18 protein-coding genes and 4 tRNA genes (1 of these 22 running past the window's edge) are annotated in these 22,718 nt (G+C 41.0%); 14 read left to right on the forward strand and 8 right to left on the reverse strand.

Annotated features, from left to right (window positions below):
- The 5 genes from H5181_RS20605 to H5181_RS16550 all read left to right on the forward strand — a co-directional run.
- A tRNA-Lys gene (locus H5181_RS20605) sits at positions 1–22 on the forward strand (it extends 154 nt beyond the left edge of the window).
- A 125-nt stretch (positions 23–147) separates the two neighbouring features.
- Positions 148–223: transfer RNA gene (locus H5181_RS16535), tRNA-Lys, on the forward strand.
- A gap of 125 nt (positions 224–348) precedes the next feature.
- A tRNA-Lys gene (locus H5181_RS16540) sits at positions 349–424 on the forward strand.
- Positions 425–630: 206 nt separating this feature from the next.
- Positions 631–706, forward strand: a tRNA-Lys gene (locus tag H5181_RS16545).
- Between the two features lie 613 nt (positions 707–1,319).
- Complete coding sequence (locus H5181_RS16550) at positions 1,320–2,471, forward strand: DcaP family trimeric outer membrane transporter (RefSeq protein WP_182751549.1); 1,152 nt, start codon at positions 1,320–1,322, stop codon at positions 2,469–2,471.
- Between the two features lie 64 nt (positions 2,472–2,535).
- On the opposite strand, the gene H5181_RS16555 is transcribed toward H5181_RS16550, so the two are convergent.
- On the reverse strand, positions 2,536–2,796 hold the full coding sequence (locus H5181_RS16555; protein ID WP_011636939.1) for a GrxA family glutaredoxin: 261 nt from the start codon (positions 2,794–2,796) through the stop codon (positions 2,536–2,538).
- Positions 2,797–2,875: 79 nt separating this feature from the next.
- Positions 2,876–4,627: a DEAD/DEAH box helicase gene (locus H5181_RS16560; RefSeq protein WP_123884399.1), complete on the reverse strand. Its 1,752-nt coding sequence runs from the start codon at positions 4,625–4,627 to the stop codon at positions 2,876–2,878.
- Positions 4,628–4,870: 243 nt separating this feature from the next.
- Here H5181_RS16560 and H5181_RS16565 point away from each other — a divergent pair, with 243 nt between their 5' ends.
- On the forward strand, positions 4,871–5,272 hold the full coding sequence (locus H5181_RS16565; protein ID WP_011636941.1) for a hypothetical protein: 402 nt from the start codon (positions 4,871–4,873) through the stop codon (positions 5,270–5,272).
- Positions 5,273–5,384: 112 nt separating this feature from the next.
- Here the strand turns inward: H5181_RS16565 and acs are convergent, their stop codons facing one another.
- Entirely contained in the window at positions 5,385–7,337 is a 1,953-nt protein-coding gene (gene acs / locus H5181_RS16570) for an acetate--CoA ligase (protein WP_011636942.1), read from the reverse strand.
- A gap of 256 nt (positions 7,338–7,593) precedes the next feature.
- On the opposite strand from acs, the gene H5181_RS16575 reads away from it, so the two are divergent.
- The gene (locus H5181_RS16575; protein WP_182751550.1) at positions 7,594–11,016 is read left to right on the forward strand and encodes a PAS domain-containing hybrid sensor histidine kinase/response regulator; all 3,423 of its coding nucleotides are present in this window, start codon (positions 7,594–7,596) and stop codon (positions 11,014–11,016) included.
- 32 nt (positions 11,017–11,048) lie between these two features.
- Complete coding sequence (locus H5181_RS16580) at positions 11,049–11,648, forward strand: glutathione S-transferase family protein (RefSeq protein WP_182751560.1); 600 nt, start codon at positions 11,049–11,051, stop codon at positions 11,646–11,648.
- Between the two features lie 71 nt (positions 11,649–11,719).
- Here H5181_RS16580 and H5181_RS16585 read toward each other — a convergent pair whose 3' ends face one another.
- Positions 11,720–12,352 carry a LysE/ArgO family amino acid transporter gene (locus tag H5181_RS16585; RefSeq protein ID WP_123776891.1) on the reverse strand — a complete coding sequence of 211 codons (633 nt, stop codon included), beginning with the start codon at positions 12,350–12,352 and terminating at the stop codon, positions 11,720–11,722.
- A gap of 158 nt (positions 12,353–12,510) precedes the next feature.
- Between H5181_RS16585 and H5181_RS16590 the strand changes: the two genes are divergently transcribed.
- The gene (locus H5181_RS16590; protein WP_011636946.1) at positions 12,511–13,404 is read left to right on the forward strand and encodes a LysR family transcriptional regulator ArgP; all 894 of its coding nucleotides are present in this window, start codon (positions 12,511–12,513) and stop codon (positions 13,402–13,404) included.
- A 75-nt stretch (positions 13,405–13,479) separates the two neighbouring features.
- On the opposite strand, the gene bioA is transcribed toward H5181_RS16590, so the two are convergent.
- On the reverse strand, positions 13,480–14,814 hold the full coding sequence (gene bioA, locus H5181_RS16595; protein ID WP_182751551.1) for an adenosylmethionine--8-amino-7-oxononanoate transaminase: 1,335 nt from the start codon (positions 14,812–14,814) through the stop codon (positions 13,480–13,482).
- A 114-nt stretch (positions 14,815–14,928) separates the two neighbouring features.
- Between bioA and bioB the strand changes: the two genes are divergently transcribed.
- The 4 genes from bioB to bioD are packed head-to-tail and all read left to right on the forward strand — an operon-like array spanning position 14,929 to position 18,681.
- Complete coding sequence (gene bioB, locus H5181_RS16600; protein ID WP_011636948.1) at positions 14,929–15,981, forward strand: biotin synthase BioB; 1,053 nt, start codon at positions 14,929–14,931, stop codon at positions 15,979–15,981.
- Between the two features lie 6 nt (positions 15,982–15,987).
- Positions 15,988–17,181 carry an 8-amino-7-oxononanoate synthase gene (locus tag H5181_RS16605; protein WP_182751552.1) on the forward strand — a complete coding sequence of 398 codons (1,194 nt, stop codon included), beginning with the start codon at positions 15,988–15,990 and terminating at the stop codon, positions 17,179–17,181.
- 20 nt (positions 17,182–17,201) lie between these two features.
- On the forward strand, positions 17,202–17,966 hold the full coding sequence (locus H5181_RS16610) for a methyltransferase domain-containing protein (RefSeq protein WP_182751553.1): 765 nt from the start codon (positions 17,202–17,204) through the stop codon (positions 17,964–17,966).
- 7 nt (positions 17,967–17,973) lie between these two features.
- A complete protein-coding gene (gene bioD, locus H5181_RS16615; RefSeq protein WP_182751561.1) occupies positions 17,974–18,681 on the forward strand; it encodes a dethiobiotin synthase in 708 nt (235 codons plus the stop codon).
- A gap of 102 nt (positions 18,682–18,783) precedes the next feature.
- Here bioD and H5181_RS16620 read toward each other — a convergent pair whose 3' ends face one another.
- The 3 genes from H5181_RS16620 to H5181_RS16630 form a co-directional block, all read right to left on the reverse strand.
- Entirely contained in the window at positions 18,784–19,809 is a 1,026-nt protein-coding gene (locus H5181_RS16620; RefSeq protein ID WP_059745521.1) for a GGDEF domain-containing protein, read from the reverse strand.
- Positions 19,810–19,961: 152 nt separating this feature from the next.
- Positions 19,962–20,873 carry a hypothetical protein gene (locus tag H5181_RS16625; protein ID WP_182751554.1) on the reverse strand — a complete coding sequence of 304 codons (912 nt, stop codon included), beginning with the start codon at positions 20,871–20,873 and terminating at the stop codon, positions 19,962–19,964.
- A gap of 445 nt (positions 20,874–21,318) precedes the next feature.
- Positions 21,319–21,747 (reverse strand): DUF413 domain-containing protein, encoded by a 429-nt coding sequence (locus H5181_RS16630; RefSeq protein ID WP_182751555.1) that lies wholly within the window; start codon positions 21,745–21,747, stop codon positions 21,319–21,321.
- Between the two features lie 108 nt (positions 21,748–21,855).
- On the opposite strand from H5181_RS16630, the gene hdfR reads away from it, so the two are divergent.
- Positions 21,856–22,710 (forward strand): HTH-type transcriptional regulator HdfR, encoded by an 855-nt coding sequence (hdfR, locus tag H5181_RS16635; RefSeq protein WP_182751556.1) that lies wholly within the window; start codon positions 21,856–21,858, stop codon positions 22,708–22,710.
- The last annotated feature ends 8 nt before the right edge of the window (positions 22,711–22,718 follow it).

A 22,718-nucleotide genomic window follows, 5' to 3' on the forward strand; every position in this document is an offset into this window, starting at 1 on the left:
TCGAATCCTTCACGACCCACCACTTTTTAAATCGTGGTTAAAGAATTTAAAGGTTACACCAAGATGGGTCGTTAGCTCAGTTGGTCTTGAAATAGAGACAGTTGGCTTTTGTTCCAGTAAGAATATCAATTCTTGCAAAACCAAGATGGGTCGTTAGCTCAGTTGGTAGAGCAGTTGGCTTTTAACCAATTGGTCGAAGGTTCGAATCCTTCACGACCCACCACTTTTTAAATCGTGGTTAAAGAATTTAAAGGTTACACCAAGATGGGTCGTTAGCTCAGTTGGTCTTGAAATAGAGACAGTTGGCTTTTGTTCCAGTAAGAATAGTAGTTCTTGCAAAACCAAGATGGGTCGTTAGCTCAGTTGGTAGAGCAGTTGGCTTTTAACCAATTGGTCGAAGGTTCGAATCCTTCACGACCCACCACTTTTTAAATGTGGTTAAAGAATTTAAAGGTTACACCAAGATGGGTCGTTAGCTCAGTTGGTCTTGAAATAGAGACAATTGGCTTTTGTTCCAGCAAGAATAGTAGTTCTTGCAAAACCAAGATGGGTCGTTAGCTCAGTTTGTCTTGAAATAGAGACAGTTGGCTTTTGTTCCAGTAAGAATATTAGTTCTTCCAAAACCAAGATGGGTCGTTAGCTCAGTTGGTAGAGCAGTTGGCTTTTAACCAATTGGTCGAAGGTTCGAATCCTTCACGACCCACCACTTTCTCTGTTATTCCCTCACTATTATTTCTAAATCATCACAGAATACAATACTTATCATTGGCTAAAATAGCTCAGTATATTTTCAGATGTTTAAATCTCGATAGTTTGCTTTAATTTCAATAATAATTAGGTTTTGCAAAATCAAGATGGATCGTCAGCTCAGTTACTCTGTGTGAAATCAACTGCTGCCGTTGACTTTTGAGTCATTTTTCCAATGTTTGAACCTTTCATTACCCACTATTTTACTCCTTTAGTTATGTCCTCTAAGAATCCCTTTTATCAACGTTATATCTTATTATTACGTTACAAGATTTGAGTAGCGTTCGATGATTATATTCCAGCGAGCCTAAGATGTTATACAAAACCAATCCAGGTCGTAACTGGTCGATGTATTTTGTTATCAGCTTATTTAGCGTTTAATTTCTTATAAATCTTTAGTGTCCAAACTCATCAAGATCTACATTGTATTAAACAACATCTTGTTTTCGAAGTAGTCTATTTATTAGTTTTTGCTTGTCTACTTTTGTCTCATAGACCTATTGCTAATGTTATATGATTGTTAATTAGCTCATATTGCTCAAGATTAGAACAATATCAATAGGGAGATAATAATGAAAAAGCAAAAACTCAGTCTTTATGTTGCAGGTGCTTTATTGGCAATGAGCGGGGGAGCTCAGGCTGCTACAGATATGACTTTTGGTGGCTACATCAAAGCCGATGTGATGTTTAGTGATTATGGTAATGGGGCGCCAGATTCAGGTTCTCTATCTCGTCAGTTCTATGTGCCAGGAACGATTTATGGCACGACGGGGAATGGTAAGCAAGTAGTCGACTTTCAAGCTCGTGAATCGCGTTTTAATTTTAAGACTGTTACTGATCTTGAAGGGCATAAACTGACCGGTTTTATTGAACTGGATTTTATGACACATACAGATGGTAATGAACGTGTGTCTAATAGTTACTCTCCACGTATTCGCCATGCATTTGTAAGTTATGATAATTGGACAGTAGGACAAACGTGGACCACGTTCCAAAATCCTGGTGCTTTACCGGAAAACCTGGATTTTGTTGGTGCGGCAGAAGGCACACCGTTTGTTAGACAATCACTATTACGTTATACCAGTGGTAACTGGCAATTTTCGATTGAAAACCCTGAAACAACTGTGACGCCATTAGGCGGCGGTGGTCGAATTACCAGTGGCAGTGGCGTTGTTCCTGATTTTGTAGGGCGCTATAATTTTAGCGCTGCCAGTGGTTCTGCATTTTCAGTTGCGGCGATTGTAAGGCAATTAGATCTAGAGCAAGTCGTTGGTACCACAACGTATGATACTTCAGAGCTGGGTTATGGTGTCAGTTTTGCGGGGGTTATCCCTGTTGGTAAAGATGACCTCAAATTTACTGCCACTTACGGGGAAGGGCTAGGTCGTTATATGGCGCTAAATTATGCTAACGCTGGTGTGCTTGATACCAACGGTGAAATTCAAACGATTAAATCGTTTGGTGGTTTCGTGTCATATCGTCATTGGTGGTCAGAGCAATGGCGATCTAGTGTGACGCTCTCAGGTTTTAGCGCAGATAATGATGTAGCGCTTACCGGCGGTGCCGTTAATAAAGAGGCTTACTCTGGTTACGTTAACTTATTGTTCTCACCTTCAAAGCCACTGACTTTTGGAGTTGAGTTAATGCATGCCTTGAATGAACGTGAAGACGGTTCCGATGGCGACTTGAATCGGATTATGTTTTCGGCGAAATATGCTCTTTAGTATTTGAGTAGATAATAAAAAGGCAACCCAATAGGTTGCCTTTTTATCTTTATACTTACGAAGCTTAATTAAGTAAGTTGTTTTGACGTACATACGCTTCGAATTCGGTGCAACCACCAATAGGTTGTTCATCTACAAAAATTTGTGGAACAGTTTCTACTGTTTTACCCACACTTTTTGATAAATCCGCTTTAGTAATACCTTCGGCATGAATATCAATATATTTGAATTTGAAATCTTCACTCTGCGCCGCTAATTTTTCTGATAATTCAACAGCTCGAACACAATATGGGCAACCTGGGCGGCCAAAAATAACTACAAACATGGTGACTCCTGTTTAATGATATGGCCAATTTATACCATAAGTACTTTTCAAATCATAATTCAACGCAATTAATTTTGTTTTAACTCATATCGATTTTATATTTGCCTTGATAGTCAAAAAATGAATCAACTAAATCCCAGCGATGTTTGTTTTTTTTCAGCAATAATAAATCGGGTTTTCTGAATCGAATTTGATCCGTCAATACATCGGTTACTTTATTATATTGAGGATGCGGTATACCTGGAGTGCGGGTATGACTGAGAACAAATACCGCATAAAATGCTTTTCGTTGTGCTGGTGTGGCGAAGCTAAACATTCGCTTAAAATCATTACCTTCAATATCAATATATTGAATAAGCAACTTATTGTCTTGATCGCGCAACAACATTTGCTCACATTTAAATAAGTGATGATGCTGAGCGTTAAGTACTTGTTTTAGTCGCTTATCGGGATCAATTAAGGTTGATTGGCAGCTATGACAAATACGTGCCGCGATATCATTTTCCGCTCCACAGTCAGGGCATGACTTTGATCTAAATCTAAAGTCACACTGTTGCAGCTCATCGATTAACCCCTGACAGCGTCTGCCATAATGTTCAATGATATCGCCATCGCCATCCACTAGGCCCCAAAAAGTATTAGCAAATTGACATACAGGACAATGCACTTGTACTGGTACTGATTTGCTATTGGGTTTGGCTTGACCGACTTCCGGGTAAAATAAGTCATAACCATTAGCGGCATAATCAATGACTAAACAATCTGCTTTATTGGGGGCCAAGCGTAATCCTCGACCTATCATCTGTTGGAATAGGCTCACCGATGCGGTGGGGCGCAAAATTGCGATAAGGTCGACGTGAGGAGCATCGAAGCCTGTGGTTAATACGGCAACGTTAACAATGTATTTGAGACGTTGGGCTTTAAAGCGATTGATGATGTCATCTCGGTCGCTATGTGGCGTTTGAGCGGTAATTAAGGCGGCATCGTCGTCTAACAGAGTCATTACTTCATTGGCATGTCTGACCGTAGCAGCAAAAATCAATACACCTTTTCGGAGTTCAGCAAGTTGTTTTACTTGTTTGATAATAGCTGTGGTTGCTCGTCCTTGATGATGTAATAAAGAATCGATTTCCATTTGTGGATATTCACCACTGTCATGTGCAACGAGCTCACTAAAATCATACTGTGCACTCAGTCCGTCAAAAATGGTTGGTTTGGTTAAGTAACCTTTTTTGATCAATGGTCGCATTGGAAGTTCAAAAATGCATTTTTCGAATACAGGTGTATCTGTATTACCTACTTTTCCATGATAATGGTGCCGGTAAATCCAGCCTAAACCTAAACGATAAGGCGTGGCAGTTAGCCCAAGCAGTTTAATGTCAGGATTACGCGCTTTAAGGTGCGTGAGCAGTTGTTGATATTGGCTAGTAGACTCATTACTGACTCGATGGCATTCATCAATGATCACTAATGAAAATGCTTGAGTGAATTTATCTAGGGCGCGAGCGGCTGATTGGACACTGGCTACCACGGTTTTGCCATTAGCCTTTTTTTGATTTAATCCTGCGGAATAGATATTGGCCTCTTGAGTGAGTAAACCCACTTTTTCAGCATTTTGAGCGACTAATTCTTTTACATGGGTGAGCACTAGCACATTACCATTCGCGATACGTGCCAGTTCGGCAATCACAATACTTTTACCCGCACCGGTAGGTAGCACTAATACCGCCGATTGTTGGCTGTGCTTGAAGTGAGCTATGGCCGCGTCGACCGATTGCTGTTGATAGTCACGTAAGGTGATATTTACGGGGTGAGTAGATGAGTGTTTCACTTTACCGGTAGCGTTATTCTGGTTTATATAAAGCTTAACATAGCCAATGATTGATAAACCATGATGTTTTAATTGAGTTGGATAAATCAATTGCTGATGGTTAAAGATGATAAATAGACAGGGATGGCATTTTTTGCGTGTTAAGCGCTGTTTTTTTATATCAGTTGGTGTAGATTCATCTATTGAATCAGATGATATTAATACTAATAAAAATGAAATTTATCACCATCAGGAAAACACATTATGAAATTTTTATCGTTAGCCGCTCTGTTAATGGTTAGCCATCTCGCCGTTGCCGAAGAAAGTCTGGTCATTGGTTTATCTATTGAAGAAACGGTTAAGCATTCAGACGATGCAACTGCATCGGCATCAAAAATTGAGATGGGACTAAATGAATCTGTGTCACTCAGTGTTGAAGGAGACTATGGCGTGACCATAGTATCGACAGCAAATAGTGATAATAAGGTTAATTTGTTGATAAGTTTACGCGATGAATCTAATGATGGTGCGGATCTATTAGGTGACAAAGCCATAACGATTAAAGTGGGTCAATCAACGAGCTACAAAATGACATTAAATGATCATTCATATAATGTCACTATTGATACTGCTTATGCTCCACAGCCTAAGGTTTCAGATAAGTAATAATGTTAAATAATGCTGGTTTTAGATAAAAAAAAGCCCCTCAATTGAGGGGCGAAAAGAGAAATTGGTCAGGATTTCTCAGGGTGGATAGAACATCACAAGTTGATTTTCATTACTCAGTTTTGTTTAAGCGAGACTCAATCAACGTATCAATCACTGCAGGATCTGCCAGAGTAGAAGAATCACCTAAGTTGGTTACTTCGTTAGCCGCAATTTTACGTAAGAATCGACGCATAATTTTGCCTGAACGCGTTTTAGGTAAACCACTTGCCCACTGGATAAGGTCTGGTGTAGCAAGTGCACCAATTTCTTTACGAACCCATTGACGTAACTCTTGACGTAACTCTTCTGTCGGTTCAATGCCACGGGTTAGGGTGACGTATGCATAAATGCCTTGGCCTTTAATGTCATGTGGGTAACCCACAACGGCCGCTTCAGCAACGAGTTCATGCGACACTAGAGCGCTTTCCACTTCAGCCGTACCTAAGCGATGCCCAGAAACGTTGATGACATCATCGACACGACCAGTGATCCAATAATAGCCATCTTCATCACGACGTGCGCCATCACCGGTAAAATACATACCGCGGAATGTTTTAAAATAAGTCAGCGCAAATCTATCATGGTCACCGTACACTGTTCGCATTTGGCCTGGCCACGAGTCAAGGATAACTAAGTTACCTTCACCAGTACCTTCAACAATATCACCCATGTTATCAACCAGTGCTGGTTGCACACCAAAAAATGGTCGAGTTGCAGAGCCAGGTTTGGTATCCGTTGCACCAGGTAATGGGCTGATCAGGATGCCGCCAGTTTCAGTTTGCCACCAAGTGTCGACAATAGGGCAGTTTTCATGACCGATTACCTCATGGTACCAACGCCAAGCCTCAGGGTTTATGGGTTCACCTACTGAACCCATAATGCGCAATGAGTCACCTTTATAGCTGCTAAATTGTTCTTTACCTTCAGCCATTAATGCACGAATTAATGTAGGAGCGGTATACAGGATATTGACCTTATGTCGGTCAATCATTTCACCTAATCGAGCTGGAGTAGGGTGATTAGGTACACCTTCATGAATTAATACCGTGGCGGCATTAGCAAAAGGTCCATATACCATATAGGAATGACCGGTAATCCAGCCTACATCGGCGGTACACCAATATACTTCGTCAGCTTTATAATCAAACACGTATTCGTGTGTCATCGAGGCATACACCATATAACCACCGGTAGTATGAAGCACACCTTTAGGATTACCTGTAGAGCCAGAGGTATAAAGCAAAAATAGTGGATCTTCGGCGTTCATTTCTGCTGGTTGGCAAAATTCTGAAGCCACTTCCATGAGTGAATGCCACCAAACGTCTCGACCTTCAACCCAATCGATGTCACCACCTGTGCGCTTAAATACAATGACTTTTTCGACGCAAGTAACATCAGGATTTGATATGGCTTCATCAATGCTGCGTTTTAAAGGGATTTTACGGCCACCACGAATACCTTCGTCGGCAGTAATTAAGACTTTTGATTTTCCATCAATTACCCTTGCTGCTATCGAGTCGGGTGAGAAGCCACCAAATACCACTGAATGAACTGCACCAATGCGAGCACAAGCAAGCATAGCGACTGCCGCTTCAGGCACCATCGGCATGTAGATAGTGACGATATCTCCCTTATTAACCCCTTGGCTACGTAGCGCATTGGCAAACTTACACACTTGTGTGTGTAGCTCTGCGTAAGTTAATTTGCGTTGTTCGTTGGCGTCATCGCCTTCCCAAATAATGGCAAGCTTATCGCCGTGTTCTTCAAGGTGACGATCTAAACAATTGGCCGAGGCATTGAGCGTGCCATCATAAAACCAATTAATCGAAAGATTATGATCATCAAAAGACGTTTTCTTAATTTTGGTATAAGGTTTAATCCAATCAATACGTTTGCCGTGTTCTCTCCAGAAACCTTCTGGATTAATAATGGACTCCTGGTACATTTTCTTATATTGATCGTTATTAACCAGTGCGTTTTCTGCAATGTCACTAGGAACTTTGTAAAGAGACTGCGGGGTCATGGGGCTTCCCTTTCTAAAAATGGCGTGGTTAAAGTATCATCTGCAACGGGTTGTTTGCACTATTAGACCTTGGTCTAGTTTTAAAATATCCTTAATATTTAGTCTGTTGCACGTGTTAATATGGTAATGGTTGCTGCAGATTTGGTCGATTATTTATATCGATTCTCTTATGCAGGTTGTTTTCTGCTCAATACATGATGTTTTAGATGAAAATAAAACAGATTTTTAATAATAATAAAGTGATAGCGGACGTTTCATGAACTTAACCTTAATCGTTGCCGTGATTGCGGTATGTTATGTGTCATTGCTGTTTATTTTGGCATGGGGTGCCGAGCGGTGGTTTAGTAAAATAAATCAAAAAGCTCAAGTATGGATTTATGGGCTTAGCTTAGCTGTATATTGCTCATCATGGAGTTTTTTAGGCACAGTAGGTCAGTCTGCCAATGATTTATGGTCCTTTTTACCTATTTTTGTCGGCCCAATATTAGTGTTTACCCTTGGGTTTGGCATGCTACGAAAAATGGTTGTGGTGTCTAAAGCACAAAACATTACTTCAGTTGCCGACTTTATTGCTGCTCGTTATGGCAAGTCACAGTTATTAGCCGCTTTAGTCACGCTTATTGCATTGTTTGGCATCATGCCTTATATCGCGCTACAGCTTAAAGCAATGGTGTTTAGCCTTAACTTATTCCAACCTGACGATAACCCCTTGAGCCCAGTAGCAGTGCCATTATTAATCACCATGTTACTGGCCATCTTTGCCATTTTATTTGGTACGCGTAAATTAGATGCTACTGAACATAATCCTGGAATGATGGTCGCAATTGCGTTTGAGTCATTGGTTAAACTCGCTGCATTTATCTCAGTCGGTGTGGTGATTAGTTTTGGTGTTTTTGATGGCTTTGGCGATATTTGGCAGCAGGCATCAGATAAAGCATTAATCGAAAATAGTCACATTCGTTTAGAGTCGTTTCTCCCTGAACTATTTGTTGGTATGGCAGCGTTTTTGTGTATGCCAAGGCAGTTCCATGTGATGGTGGTTGAATGTGGCGGTGAGCATATTTTAAAGAAATCTCGCTGGATATTTCCTATTTATTTAGCCTTATTTGGCATGTTTGTCGCGCCATTGGCATTAGCCGGTAAAATTATTCTGGGTGATTCGGTATCTGCTGATACTTATGTTATTAATTTGCCTTTGGCACTAGACCAACCGATATTAGCGGTTGTAGCCTTGTTAGGTAGTTTGTCTGCGGCAACGGGGATGGTGATCGTGGCCGTAGTGACCATCAGTGTGATGGTCAGTAATGAGTGGTTGGTGCCATTTTTGCTGCGAACGGGGCAAATAAGAGAAAAGAACTTTAGCCAATTTTCTCAATTATTATTAAATGTCCGCCGTTTATCGATTGTGGTTATTCTAGGTTTTGGCTATTTAAGTTATTTACTGTTTACTGACAGTGACTCGCTTTCACATTTAGGAATGATGTCCTTTGGCGCATTTTCTCAATTAGCGCCGGCATTAGTCGGTGGATTATATTGGAAGCACGGTAATCGAGCGGGTGTTTATCTTGGCCTAGCTGTCGGTTTTAGCTTGTGGTGTTTTATTTTACTTCAAGGTGCAGGCGAGGCTCGTTTACTCGGTAGTGAGTCTGGCTTACTCAATTCAATAACCCCAAATATTAGTGATACATTAATCGCTTTGTTAGCGAATATATTTTGTTATGTGTTGGGTTCTATTTGGTTTAGAGCGGGCGTTGCCGAACGTATTCAAGCAAGTAATTTTGTTAAACCTTGGTCATCTAAGAAAGATTCGAAGAAACGTCAAGGGCCTATTTCGCAACAAGATTTATTAATTTTAGCAAGCCGATTTGTGAGCCCAACTCGTGCTTATGAAAGCTTTAGTCGTTTTTCTGCCGATGCAGTTAAAAGTGACAGTTGGTACAAAGCTGCTCCAGAAGAATTAATGGCTCACACTGAACACATGCTGTCGGGTGTTTTAGGTGCATCAAGTGCATCATTAGTGATGGACTCTGTCCTACAAGGCCGCGATTTGGCGCTGGATGAAGTATTCAGTCTTGTAGATGAAGCATCCTCTAAAATTATTTTAAGTCAGGATATGCTGCGCGGTGCAATTGAGCACGCTTATGAAGGTATGAGTGTGGTCGACAAAGACCTGAGTTTGGTTGCGTGGAATTATCGCTATGTTGAATTATATCAATATCCTGAAGGCTTTTTACAACAAGGAATGCCTATTGCTGAAGTGGTGCGGTTTAATGCGTTGCGCGGCTTTTGTGGCTCGGGAGACATTGAAAACCAGGTAGCAGTGCGGGTACAGCATATGCGTAATGGCACTCCGCACACATCTGAGCGTGAACGCCAAGATGGTAAAGTGATTAAAATTCAAGGTAATCCAATGCCCGATGGTGGCTTTGTGATGACATTTACCGATATTACTCAATATCGTTTGCAAGAAAAAGCGTTACTGGAAGCCAACGAAACTCTAGAAAGTCGTGTGCAAGAACGAACCTATGAATTGGCGATGCTAAACAGTGAATTACTTGAAGCAAAAGCGCAAGAAGAGCTCGCTAATGCATCTAAAACTCGATTTTTAGCCGCCGTCGGTCACGATCTAATGCAGCCATTAAATGCGGCAAGGTTATTTACGGCCTCATTATCGCAATATCCTAATCTAGATTTAGAAGCCCGCACCACGCTAACTCATGTAAATAGTTCGTTGAAAATAGCGGGAGAGTTATTGACCGATTTACTCGATATCTCAAAACTCGACTCTGGCATGGTGGACGTTAATCGTCGTGATTTTGCTATCGCAGAGGTGATTAACGGTTTATCGGTTGAATTTGACGCCATGGCCAGTGATAGCCAAATTTCGTTTTCAATGGTGCCTTCTAAAGCGACAGTTAACTCCGACCCTTCATTATTACGACGTATTTTGCAAAACTTTTTAACCAATGCATATCGATATGCCCGTGGTGGAAAAGTGTTATTTGGTTGCCGCCATCGAGGTGATTTTATCGAGATCCAAGTGTTAGATACTGGCTGTGGGATAAATGAGTTTGATATACAAGAAATTTTTAAAGAGTTTAAACGTCTTAATCATCCCAGTAGCCGTAATGTTGGCGGCTTGGGATTGGGATTGGCGATTGCCGATCGGATTAGTAAAGTACTTGATCATCAAATTCATGTAAGTTCAACTTTAGGTCATGGTTCTCTATTCTCTATATTCGTGCCATTAGGTGAAACGGTCAGCAAAATAAGTAGTAAACCTTTACCGACATTATTGCAGCCTTTAGCTGGCATTAAAGTCTTGTGTATTGATAATGAAGAAGCCATTCTCGCGGGGCTAGAGTCTTTGTTAAGTCGTTGGCAATGTGAAGTTATTTGTGCCAAAGACCTTGCCGATGCTCGAATTAAATTAGGGCTTAAAGGAGTCGCCCCAGACATTATGTTAGCTGATTATCATTTAGATGATGACCAAAATGGTATTGATGCGATGAATGGTATTCGCAGTCGTTATGGTGAGCATTTACCAGGGATATTAATTACTGCCAATACTAATAAAGATTTGATTGATGATGTTGAAAAACGTGGCTATCACTATATGGCAAAGATGGTAAAACCTGCCGCATTGCGTGCGTTAATTTCTAGTCTTGTTAAAAAGTAATTGAGTTATTTTAGCGTTGAGGACAACTAATGATCACAGCTTATGGCGATAGCATGTCGGGTAATTGTTATAAATTGCAGCTGGTGTTGAATATGCTCGATGTCGATCATCTATGGCAAGAAATGAGTATCACGAATGGTGAAACGCAGACACCAGAGTTTTTAGCTAAAAATCCGCAGGGTAAAATACCATTAATAGAACTCGATGATGGGAGAGTATTATCGGAGTCGAATGCCATTATGGGTTATCTTGCTGAAGGCTCTGAATTGATCCCCACCGATACTTTTAGTAAAGCTAAAATGTATCAGTGGATGTTTTTTGAACAGTATAGCCATGAGCCATATATTGCCGTAGCACGCTTTATTCAGTTGTATTTAGGGCTACCTGAAGATCGTTTAGCTGAATATCACTCACTGCACGTTAAAGGCCATAAAGCGCTTGCGGCTATGGAGGCTGAGCTCGCTTGGCAACCCTTTCTGTGTGGTTCGCAGTTTACTTTAGCGGACATTGCTTTGTTTGCTTATACTCATGTTGCACATCAAGGTGGCTTTGATTTAGCCCATTACCCGCAGATTAATCAATGGTTAATACGTATAAAACAGCAAGCTGGTTTTGTGCCAATGGAGAGTTAATTCTTTACTGTTTTTTATGAGTATCTTTTGGTCTACATGTGTAGCTTTTGGTTTACATGTGTAGCCTGTCGCTATGAGTTTGTTGGTATTATTAATAAAGTATTAAATACTGAATAGGCGATAAAAAGCATAATAGTGCCGACTATGGCATCAATCACGCGTTGAACTTTAGGTGCACCTAACCAGGGTGCAAGTTTAGCGGCACCAAATGCAATAGTATAAAACCACAAAACCGATGCCAGTATAGTACCTATTGCAAATGCCCATTTTTCGTTACCATCAAAAGTACCGCCCACGCTACCTAATATCATCACAGTATCTAAATACACATGAGGGTTAAGCAAGGTGACCGCAAATGTGGTGCCGATAATTTTTTTACGACTATTGGCTGCTGCAATGTGTGTTGCAACTTGGTACTGATTTCGCCATACATTTTTGAACGACATAACTGCATAAACAACTAAAAAAGTGACTCCGCCCCAGCCAATAAGTAACATTAGCCATTCACTGCTGGCGATTAATTTACCTCCGCCAAAAATACCTAGACCAATTAATAACACATCACACAACATACAAATTGTGGCCGCGAGAAAGTGGTGATTGCGTTTTATTCCCTGACTTAATATGTAAGAGTTTTGAGCGCCAATTGGAATAATCATTCCTAAGCCGAGAATAAGTCCTTGAAATAATGCAGAAGTGGCCATGAGTTTCCTCGTTACAAGCAATGTAATGAGTTGCTAAGGTAGCAATAGTCTTGTTATAAGTTAAATTACTAATTTTTCTGCTTTATAAGAAAAATTAATGAAAGCAGCATGAATACCGGTTACGATGGTTTCAGGGGATTTAATGAGTTGGTAAAACAATGAGTAAACTTGATTATAAATTGCTGCAAGCATTGAGTTGTGTGATTAAAGAACAAAGTTTTGAGCGTGCAGCAGGTGTGTTGTGCTTATCGCAATCGGCGGTGTCACAGCGGATTAAACAATTAGAGCAACAGTTTGCTCAACCAGTATTAATTAGAAGCCAACCTATTCAAACTACAGATTTAGGTAAGCAGCTCTTAAAGCACTATTACCAAGTGGTACAGCTAGAAGCTGACGTACTTCCTAGTGCTATGCCTCATTCGCCCCAGACTCCGTTAACTCTGAATATCGCCACCAATGCCGACACTTTGGCAACTTGGCTCATTCCGGCAATAGCCCCAGTGATTAAGTCACATTTAGTTGAGATAAATCTGCTGATTGAAGGTGAAGCTCGTACGATTAATAGGTTAAAGGATGGCCAAGCTTTTGGTGCCATTTCGGTGCAATCTACACCGATTAAAGGTTGTCAATTAACTCGATTAGGCTGTGTCGACTATCTGCTAGTGGCGTCACCTGAGTTTAGTCGTGATTATTTCCCTAACGGCATTAGTGCTGACAGCCTTAGAAAAGCACCGGGTATTGCGTTTGATCATAAAGACAATATGCACACACGTTATATTCAACAGCATTTTGGTTTGATGCAAGGTGAATATCCATTACATGCTGTGCGTTCATCAGATGCTTTTGTGACCATGGCTAAACATGGTGCTGCCTATTGTTTAGTACCAAAAACGCAAATTAAACCAGAACTAGCCACTGGTGAGTTAGTGCACATATGTAAAGACCATATCATCACTGAAACGCTTTACTGGCACCATTGGATTTTACTTAAAGGTGTCTATAAAGACGTTTCAGATGCCATTATTGCCCACGCTCAATCGGTATTAGATTAAGCTAAACTTTGATCTACCTAAGCTGAGACGGGCCCAAATTGAGACTTACCCAAGCAGTGAATAGACCTGCTTTGATTATCCATGGCTAATCAACGTTTGATTCTCTTCGGTAGGAATAAGGGTATCGGCAATTAACAACATGGCCGAGGTTAGTTGGGTTAATTGTGCAGCGCTAATAGTGTAAGGCGGCATGATGTAGATATAGCGGCTAAAAGGCCTTACCCACACACCTAAGTCAACAAAGGCTTTTTGTAAGGCTGCGGTATTCACTGGCGAGTGCATTTCGATTACGCCGACACTGCCAAGTACTCGTACATCTTTAACCTCTTTTGACGCCATGGCTGCGGGTAAGGTGCGGATTAAATGCGCTTCAATGTTTTTTACCTGTAGTTGCCAATCGCCGGCAAGCAATAAGTCTAAGCTAGCGGTTGCTGCAGCACATGCTAATGGATTCCCCATAAAAGTAGGACCATGCATAAACACACCGGCGGGAGAATCACTAATACCATTGGCCACTTCGTCACTGCATAAGGTGGCTGCGAGGCTAATATATCCACCGGTTAAGGCTTTACCTACACATAAAATATCGGCCTCAATATTGGCATGCTCATAAGCGAAGAGGGTGCCAGTACGGCCAAATCCGGTAGCGATTTCGTCTAATATCAATAGCACATCGTATTGGTCGCAAAGTTGGCGCAGTTTAACTAAATAAGCTGGTGAGTAAAAACGCATTCCGCCAGCACCTTGCATGATGGGTTCAATAATCACCGCAGCAATATCTTGATTATGTTGCGCAAATGCGGCATTTAATGCGAGTGTATCGGTTTGATTAAGGGGGTCATTAAACTTAGACGTTGGCGCAGGGATAAAGACTTGTTCAGTGACATTATTACCAAACATGGTGTGCATTCCACCATCAGGATCACATACGCTCATCGCGGCAAAAGTATCACCATGATAACCACTTTTTACGGTCATAATCCGTTGCTTTTGCGGCTGGTTCCGCCCCTGCCAATATTGCAGCGCCATTTTTAGCGCAACTTCCACAGCAATTGAGCCTGAATCAGCTAAGAAAACCTTAGTTAAGTTATCGCTGGTCATCTGCACTAAGCGTTTTGAGGTCTCAATGGCTGGCTGATGGGTGATTCCGCCAAACATCACATGACTGAGCTGTGATAGCTGCTTTTGCATAGCGGCTAAAATGGTCGGATGACTATAACCATGCACACAAGACCACCATGAACTGGTGCCATCTATAAGTACTTTCCCATCATCTAAAGTCAACTCACAACCTTGTGCTGAAACGACTCCATATACAGGCAGAGACTGGGTCATGGAGGTGTATGGGTGCCAGATATGTTGTGCATCGAAAGCATAATCGATTGTGGTATTTGTATCGGAAAGTGGCATAATTATAAGTGCTCTTTTTTTGACCGCTAGTAAAGCGTAAAGTGGTTACTGCGTTGACAGTTTACGGGCTCAGGGTATCCTAGCCAACATAAAATCAAAATAAAGGAATGATCCATGTCGTTAGCTGAAGTTCGTCACGATTGGCAAAAAGCACAAATTGAAGCATTGTTTGCGCTGCCTATGAATGATTTATTGTTTAAAGCTCACAGTATTCATCGTGAAACGTTTGACCCTAACGAAGTGCAGATCAGCCGCCTATTGTCGATTAAAACCGGCGCATGCCCAGAGGACTGTAAATATTGTCCTCAAAGTGCACGCTACGATACAGGTCTTGAAAAAGAACGTTTACTTGAAATTGATAAAGTACTAACCGAAGCTAAAAGTGCTAAAGCGGCAGGAGCATCGCGTTTTTGTATGGGCGCCGCTTGGCGTAACCCGCGTGACAAAGATATGCCATATTTGACGCAAATGGTAAAAGATGTCCGTGCTTTAGGCATGGAAACCTGTATGACATTAGGGATGTTGTCGTCTGAACAAGCCGGAAAATTAGCCGACGCTGGTTTAGATTATTACAACCATAACCTTGATACCTCGCCTGAATATTACGGCGACGTTATTACCACTCGTACTTATCAAAGTCGCTTGGATACGCTAACAAACGTACGCGCATCGGGCATGAAAGTGTGCTCAGGCGGCATTGTGGGTATGGGTGAAAAAGCTACTGATCGCGCAGGTTTATTGCAACAGTTAGCTAATTTAGAACAACACCCCGATTCAGTACCAATCAACATGTTAGTTAAAGTAGCCGGTACACCGTTTGAGAATATCGATGATCTTGATCCGCTTGAATTTGTGCGCACTATTGCTGTTGCCCGTATTTTAATGCCTAAATCTCGAGTACGTTTATCTGCAGGACGTGAAAGCATGAGTGATGAACTGCAATCTATGTGTTTCTTTGCCGGTGCTAATTCTATTTTTTACGGTTGTAAGCTATTAACAACGCCAAACCCTGAAGAAAATGATGATATGAGTTTGTTCCGTCGTTTAGGTTTACATCCTGAGCAAGGCCCACAAGCCAACATTGAAAACGATAGCGCACTATTAGCCAAAGCCAGTGCCAAACAAGATAAGTCGACTAAGCAGTTTTTTGATGCCGCAGCGCTGTAATCTAATATGACATCATTCAGTCAGCCTGAAATTGGAGAACATCCAATTACATTACGGATAAGTGAGAAGCTTGCCGAACTGCAGGCTGCAGGATTGTTACGCCAACGACAGGTGTCGGCAACGTCGCAACAATCAACATTGATTGATTTTAGCCATAATGACTATTTAGGTTTAGCCCACGAACCTGCGTTAGCACAAGCACTTTACGATGGTGCAACCGTGTATGGTGTAGGCAGTCGGGCATCACCGCTTGTGAGTGGTTATAGCCAAGCCCATGTGGCGCTGGAACAACGCTTATGTGAGATTACCAGTCACCAAGCTTGTATGCTGTTTAGTTCAGGCTTTAGTGCCAATAGCGCATTAATGAAAACCTTATTTTACGCTGATGATACGGTCATTGCCGATAAACTGGTGCACGCCTCAGTTATTGATGGCTTAAAAGACAGTGGCAGTAAAATTAGCCGCTTTTTGCATAATGACATTAACAGCGCAGCACGTATTATTGAACGAAATCCCAATTCAGCCGTTGTCACCGAGAGTGTATTCAGTATGGATGGCGATATAGCCCCCATTATTGAGCTATCTGATTTATGTAAGCAACATGGCTGTTGGCTTATTGTCGATGATGCCCATGGTTTTGGGGTATTACCAAGCTCGTTTGTTAATGCCGATAAGGTTGATATTCAAGTCGTCACCTTTGGTAAAGCGTTAGGGTGTCAAGGCGCAGCGATTCTAGCCTCAAAAGAGGTAATTGATTACTTGGTTGCAACTTGCCGTGAGTATATTTACTCAACTGCTTTAGCGCCAGCCAATGCTCATTTAGCATTAGCGGCGATTAATTGGCAACACACTCACCCAGAATTATTGGCACAGTTAACAGCGAATATTGCGTTGTTTAGACAACTTGCATTAGCAAATAACATCAGTATTACGTCTTCTACCACCGCAATTCAGCCCATTATGATCGGCGATAACAATCAGGTTATCGCGATCGCGCAGCAGTTAAAACAACAAGGCTTTATAGTCGGCGCAATCCGTTCGCCAACGGTGCCAAAAGGTCAGGCGCGTTTGCGTATTACTTTAAATGCACTGCATAAAGCCGCTGATATTCAATCACTCGTGAACACCTTAACTCAGCTTATTCACCAGTATACTGATGCAAAGCAAGGTGCATTAGCACCGCAAGCCGTGACTAAATAAATTGTATCGATGAGACTCTCATGACGTTAGATAATCCCGTGGCAAATAAGTTTTCAATCGCCGCATCTCATTACAAGCAACATGATGTATTACAACGTATTACGGCTAAGCAATTATTAGGCTGTGCACATCTATGTGGCACCTTACTTGATGTAGGAGCTGGCCCGGGTACGAGTTTTAACGCTTTTAATGACGTTAAGCAAGTTGTGGCTGTTGATATCGCTCATGGGATGCTTAAGCAATTATCTGAGCAACATCCCGATTATTTGCCTATTTGCAGTGATGCACAGGCGCTTGGATTGCAAAGCGCAGTTATCGACAGTATCTATTCCAACTTAGCCTTGCAATGGTGCCAAAACTTACCCCAAGCGTTTGTTGAGTTTCATCGAGTATTGCGACCCAGTGGCGAATGCCATCTCAGTGTGGTTGTTGATGGTAGCTTGGCTGAATTAAAAATATTGGGCTTTAGAGTGAATCAGTTTAATTCGGTATCAGCTATTAAAGCAGCGTTTATCGCATCTCAAGATTCGCCAAACAATTGGCTAAATATTGATATTCAGGTCGAGAGTATTAGGTTGTATTTTGATGATTTGCGCAGCTTGCTGTACTCAATAAAAGGTGTGGGTGCGTCGTTTGCTCAACAAGGCGAAAACAATGCAACACATCATCATCCCCTTACTAAGCAACAATGGCAGCAACGCATCGCACTTGCAGAAACTATGCGCACCGATAAAGGCATTCCATTAACTTATCAAATTGCGTATATCTGCGCCAAGCGAGGTTGAAACGATGTTGTACTTTGTGACAGGAACAGATACTGACAGTGGTAAAACACTAATATCCGCCACATTGTTAGCTAAAGCACAAGGGCATAAGTGCGGTTTTAAACCCATCGCTTCGGGTTGTGAAGTGACCGAAGATGGCTTGCGCAATAGTGATGCCTTAATGCTAATAGCTCAGTCGAATATGGATTTGCCATATCAAGTGGTTAATCCTATTAGTTTTGAACCCGCAATAGCACCGCATATTGCCGCCAAGCTAGTTAATCGAACATTAACAGCGCAAAGTGTACTTGATACTATGTATCACCCCGTGATGTTAAATGCAGATTTTGCCTTGATAGAAGGTGCTGGTGGCTGGCGCTTACCGTTTGGTAATGGTGAGTATTTATCTGATACTGTCAAATTATTGCAGACTAAACTGCAACAAGCACAACAAATTCAAAACCAAAAAAAGAAGCCAAAGATAGAGGTTATTTTAGTGGTTGGCATGAAGCTAGGTTGTTTAAACCATGCGTTGTTAACTCAAGAGGCTATATTGGCCGACGGATTAACGATAGCGGGGTGGGTGGCTAATCAAGTCGATGCTGAGATGGCTTTTATTGACGACAACCTCAACAGCTTACAGCAGATGATGCAGGCACCATTTTTAGGTTATGTGCCTCATTTAACGGTAGCAACAGCTGAGAATGCTGCTGTTTATCTGCAATTACCTCAATAACCCGCAATATCAAAAATATTCAGCCCAATTTTTCCTGCTGTTAGCTTTTCAGCATGGGCAGGTAAAAACTGGGCGAACAATCAATTGATGTTATCAGAATGGTTAGTTTGCGATTGGCATCACTCTATTACGACCGAGGCGTTTTGCTTCGTACAGTAACTTATCAGTTGCTTCAATTAATTGAGATACACTTTGTTTAGGTTTCCATTCAGCAACACCAAAAGATGCCGTTATTGAGTCAATAACCTTGTCACTTCGTCTGTCTTTGACGCTGAGTTTTTCGAGCGCTCTACGAATACCTTCAGCTAATTGTCTGGCAACTCTAAACTGACTACTTGGTACAATAATGGCGAACTCTTCACCACCAAAACGATACAGTTTAATGCCGTCACGACAGGCTTCTTGGATACGCTTGGCAACGGTTTTTAAGACTAAATCGCCAAGTTGATGGCCAAAATTATCGTTGAAGTTTTTAAAGTGATCAATATCAATCAAAATCATACAGGTACCCGCAGGGGCTGAGCTGATTTGTGCTTCAATATCAGTGTTAAATGCACGGCGATTTAACACATTGGTTAAGGCGTCAAAGAGCATGTCTTTTTCAGATTCAGCTAAACGAGTTTTGAGAGTATCGATTTCTGATTGAGCTTTTTGGAGTTGTTCGGTAAAACTCACGGTGCTAGAACGGATGCTGGAAGATTCTTTAACGATATTTCTTACAATACCAATCACTTGCTCTAACGAGAAACCTTGATTTTCGAGGTCGCTTAATTTCTTAAAATCTTTATCAATTTGATTTTGAAATGTCTCAGTGTCCAAATTAGTATCTTTGAGTGACTGAGATAATTCACATACCATCGCATCAAGGTTTTTACGCATGTCGCGCACATCAAGCTCAACTGGGTCAGCCACATGTTTACGATATAATAATTCGCTGGTCACTGGTGAACAGGTTTGGTGTTGTTTGACTGCAGTATCTAACTCTTGATTAAGTAAAGGGTTTTGTTCACCCACGTAAGCATACCAAAGCGCGTAGTTTGTTGGCGTTGTGGGTATTCTATATTTTAACATTAACGGCACCGCTTTTTTCAAATTGGCTGCAGCGGTTTGCAGTAGAGTGTTCGACATTAAGTGCCTCATAATCTGGGCTAAGGAAAGACTTTGAAAAATCTACAATTGAAGTAAATATAACAATAATAGCAGGTTTTGCACCATGATATTATAGTGATACAAACAACAAAAAAGCATCCGAAGATGCTTTTTTAGTGACTTGAATCATATTAAAAAACGTAAGAGACCGCAAACATCGGGCCAGTAAAACTGTAGTTTATATTGTAATCAAAGGTACGTTGCTCAATATTACCGAGATTACGTGTTTTTTCGATTGTAATATCGACATCATAATAGTTGTAAGCCAGTTTCAATGACCAATTATCGCAAATTTTAGCTTCAACACCTAAACGGATATCGATCAGTGATCCGTCTACATCATCATATTTGATAGCAAAATACTGGGCGTGAGCATCAAATGTCCAACCAGGATAAAACTCGTAGGAGCCGTAAAGGCCAATGTCTGGAAGAGGTGCTGTTAGAGTGTCGTCGATAACTTCTGGTGTGGCAACTGCGTTGCTGCATAAACTGGTTAAGGTTGAATCTGGAACGCAAATGCCGATAGTGCCTTTAAAAGCGGTTTCGATAAACATGGTATGTATACCAACGGATACTCCAACAGCGTAATGAGTTCCTTGCCAAATGTCATAACCATAGCCAATTCGCAGAATATCAATATTAAGTTCAGTATTCAGTTTAGCGCCAGTCTCAATCAGGTAGTCTTTTCCATCAATATCTTCAAGAATAAAATCTTGTGATACCGTTTCTGTGTCGGCTTTGCGATCTAACGACTTCCAATCAACATAAATATTATGGCGTTGGTTGAAAGAGAATGTGAATTCAAAGTAGGGTAAGTATTGTTCTTCAGCAAGTAGAAGTTCATCTTCAAAATCTACTGGGAATGTTCCACCTGTTTTTGGGTTTGTAACGATGAAGTTTGAATCGGAGTTAGCATAAAACATACCGACGTCAAGAGTATATTTGTCGGAGACTGTTGAGTCGTTAGTTGATAGATTCGTCTCTGCCAAAGCAGTTCGAGTGCCTAATATCAATAACACTATACAAAAAAAAGTTCTTATCATTGAAACTCCGCATTTATTATTTTTTCTATATCACAGGATATGCGTCTTCATATGATGCTTTTGTCGAATTTAATACCTAATCTATTCAACGCAGATATCCAAAATAGGGTTATCAAAATGCGCAGTCATAAACATTAAGTTAAAGTAAAAACGACAAACTGTTCAGTGCATATACTAACACTTTGTTACTAATTGTGAAGTATTTGTATGGGATTATTGCGCTAAATCAAGTTTTCGTTAATAGCTTGACCTCTGCGGTGTAAAAACAACCATTTTAGTGAAGAGTCGCTATGTATAAGGCGCCAGAGCATTGGCGTAATTGCGGTGGGTGACAAATATGTGACAAAACGAAAAAGTAGAGCAGGAAGTTGACTCTACTTTTTATCATTTGTGTTGCAACAGTGTTAAATGCTGTTGGCGGTGACTTTAGCAGTTAAAAGATGGTTTACTCTGACTCATCGGTGTCTGAAGCATCTTCTTCTACATCGTCAAATTCAATTTCAACTTTAGAGCTTGCAGGTGCATGAATTGTCCCAACAACAGCATAAAATGGTTTGCCTTTTGCCAGACGACAATATTTAGACCACAATAACTCCAGTGGAGTTGATGCAGGTTTTTTCCCCTGTAAAACGTTAACAAATTGGTCTTCGTCAACATTACAAGGTAACTGCGAACCATTGGCTAAATTTTTCATTGCTTGACCGTGTTGTTCAAGCAACTCTGCTTCTTTATTGGTGAAATCACCACAACGTTTAAATCCCTTTGGGAAATTCACGTCATCATAGAAGCGTTTAGTAGATTGAAAACTGTTGCTATGACCATTGGTGTTAGCATCAATACCTTGTTTTGCATTGATAAATGATTGCTGAGACATGGCTAATACCTTCTAGATTATGAGATATAAAGATTTGCAACTGGAGTATTGGCTAGTATTATCATTTTTTAAATCAAAATATTTTGTCCTTAATGGTAAAGAATTTTTATGGATACAGATTTATTAAAAACATTCTTAGAAGTGTCCCGTACTCGGCACTTTGGTAAGGCGGCTGAAAATCTATACCTCACTCGAAGTGCTGTCAGTTTTAGGATAAAGCAGTTAGAAAATATTTTGGGTTTAGAGTTATTTGAACGCTTACGTAACAATATTCAACCAACACCTGCAGGTGAAAGAATGCTCGGCCATGCTGAGGCAGTGCTTAATGCTTGGGAAAGGGCAAAACAAGATATAATTTTAAATCAGCAACACAGTGCTCAGTTAGCGTTGTCGGCTGGCGATAATATTTGGGATGCTTTTTTACAAGATTTTTTGCAGCCATTACATTTAGGCTTAGAAGGGGTGGCTTTAAGAACTGATGTATTACCTGCAACGGTGATGACTCGCCAACTTATTGAACGAACTTTAGATATTGCGATTACTTTTGACCCACCAAAGCTTGATGGCGTCATATTAGTTAAGCTTGCTGAAGTAAAATTGTATTTAGTTTCCAAACAAGCAGGCGTTAAGCTTACACAAACACCTACTTTACCTTATATAAAAGTAGACTGGGGTACCGCCTTTAATATCACTCATGCCCAAGATTTTACCATGTTGCCTTTGCCGGTATTACACACAAGTTCTGCTCGTATTGCATTGGACTTTATACTTAATAACGGTGGATGTGCATTTTTGCCTGAAGCACTCATAAAGCCTTATTTATATAACGGGAGCTTATATGTCGTGGATGATGCAAAATGTATCGATCGACATGTGTATGCTGCATATTGGGCTGAAAATGAAAGACTTGCTTATATTGAACAAGCCATTTCAATTCTGACTGCCGATAAGCACACTGAATGATATTCGTC

Source organism: Shewanella sp. SG44-2, from assembly GCF_014164215.1.
Taxonomy (GTDB): Bacteria; Pseudomonadota; Gammaproteobacteria; order Enterobacterales; family Shewanellaceae; genus Shewanella; species Shewanella frigidimarina.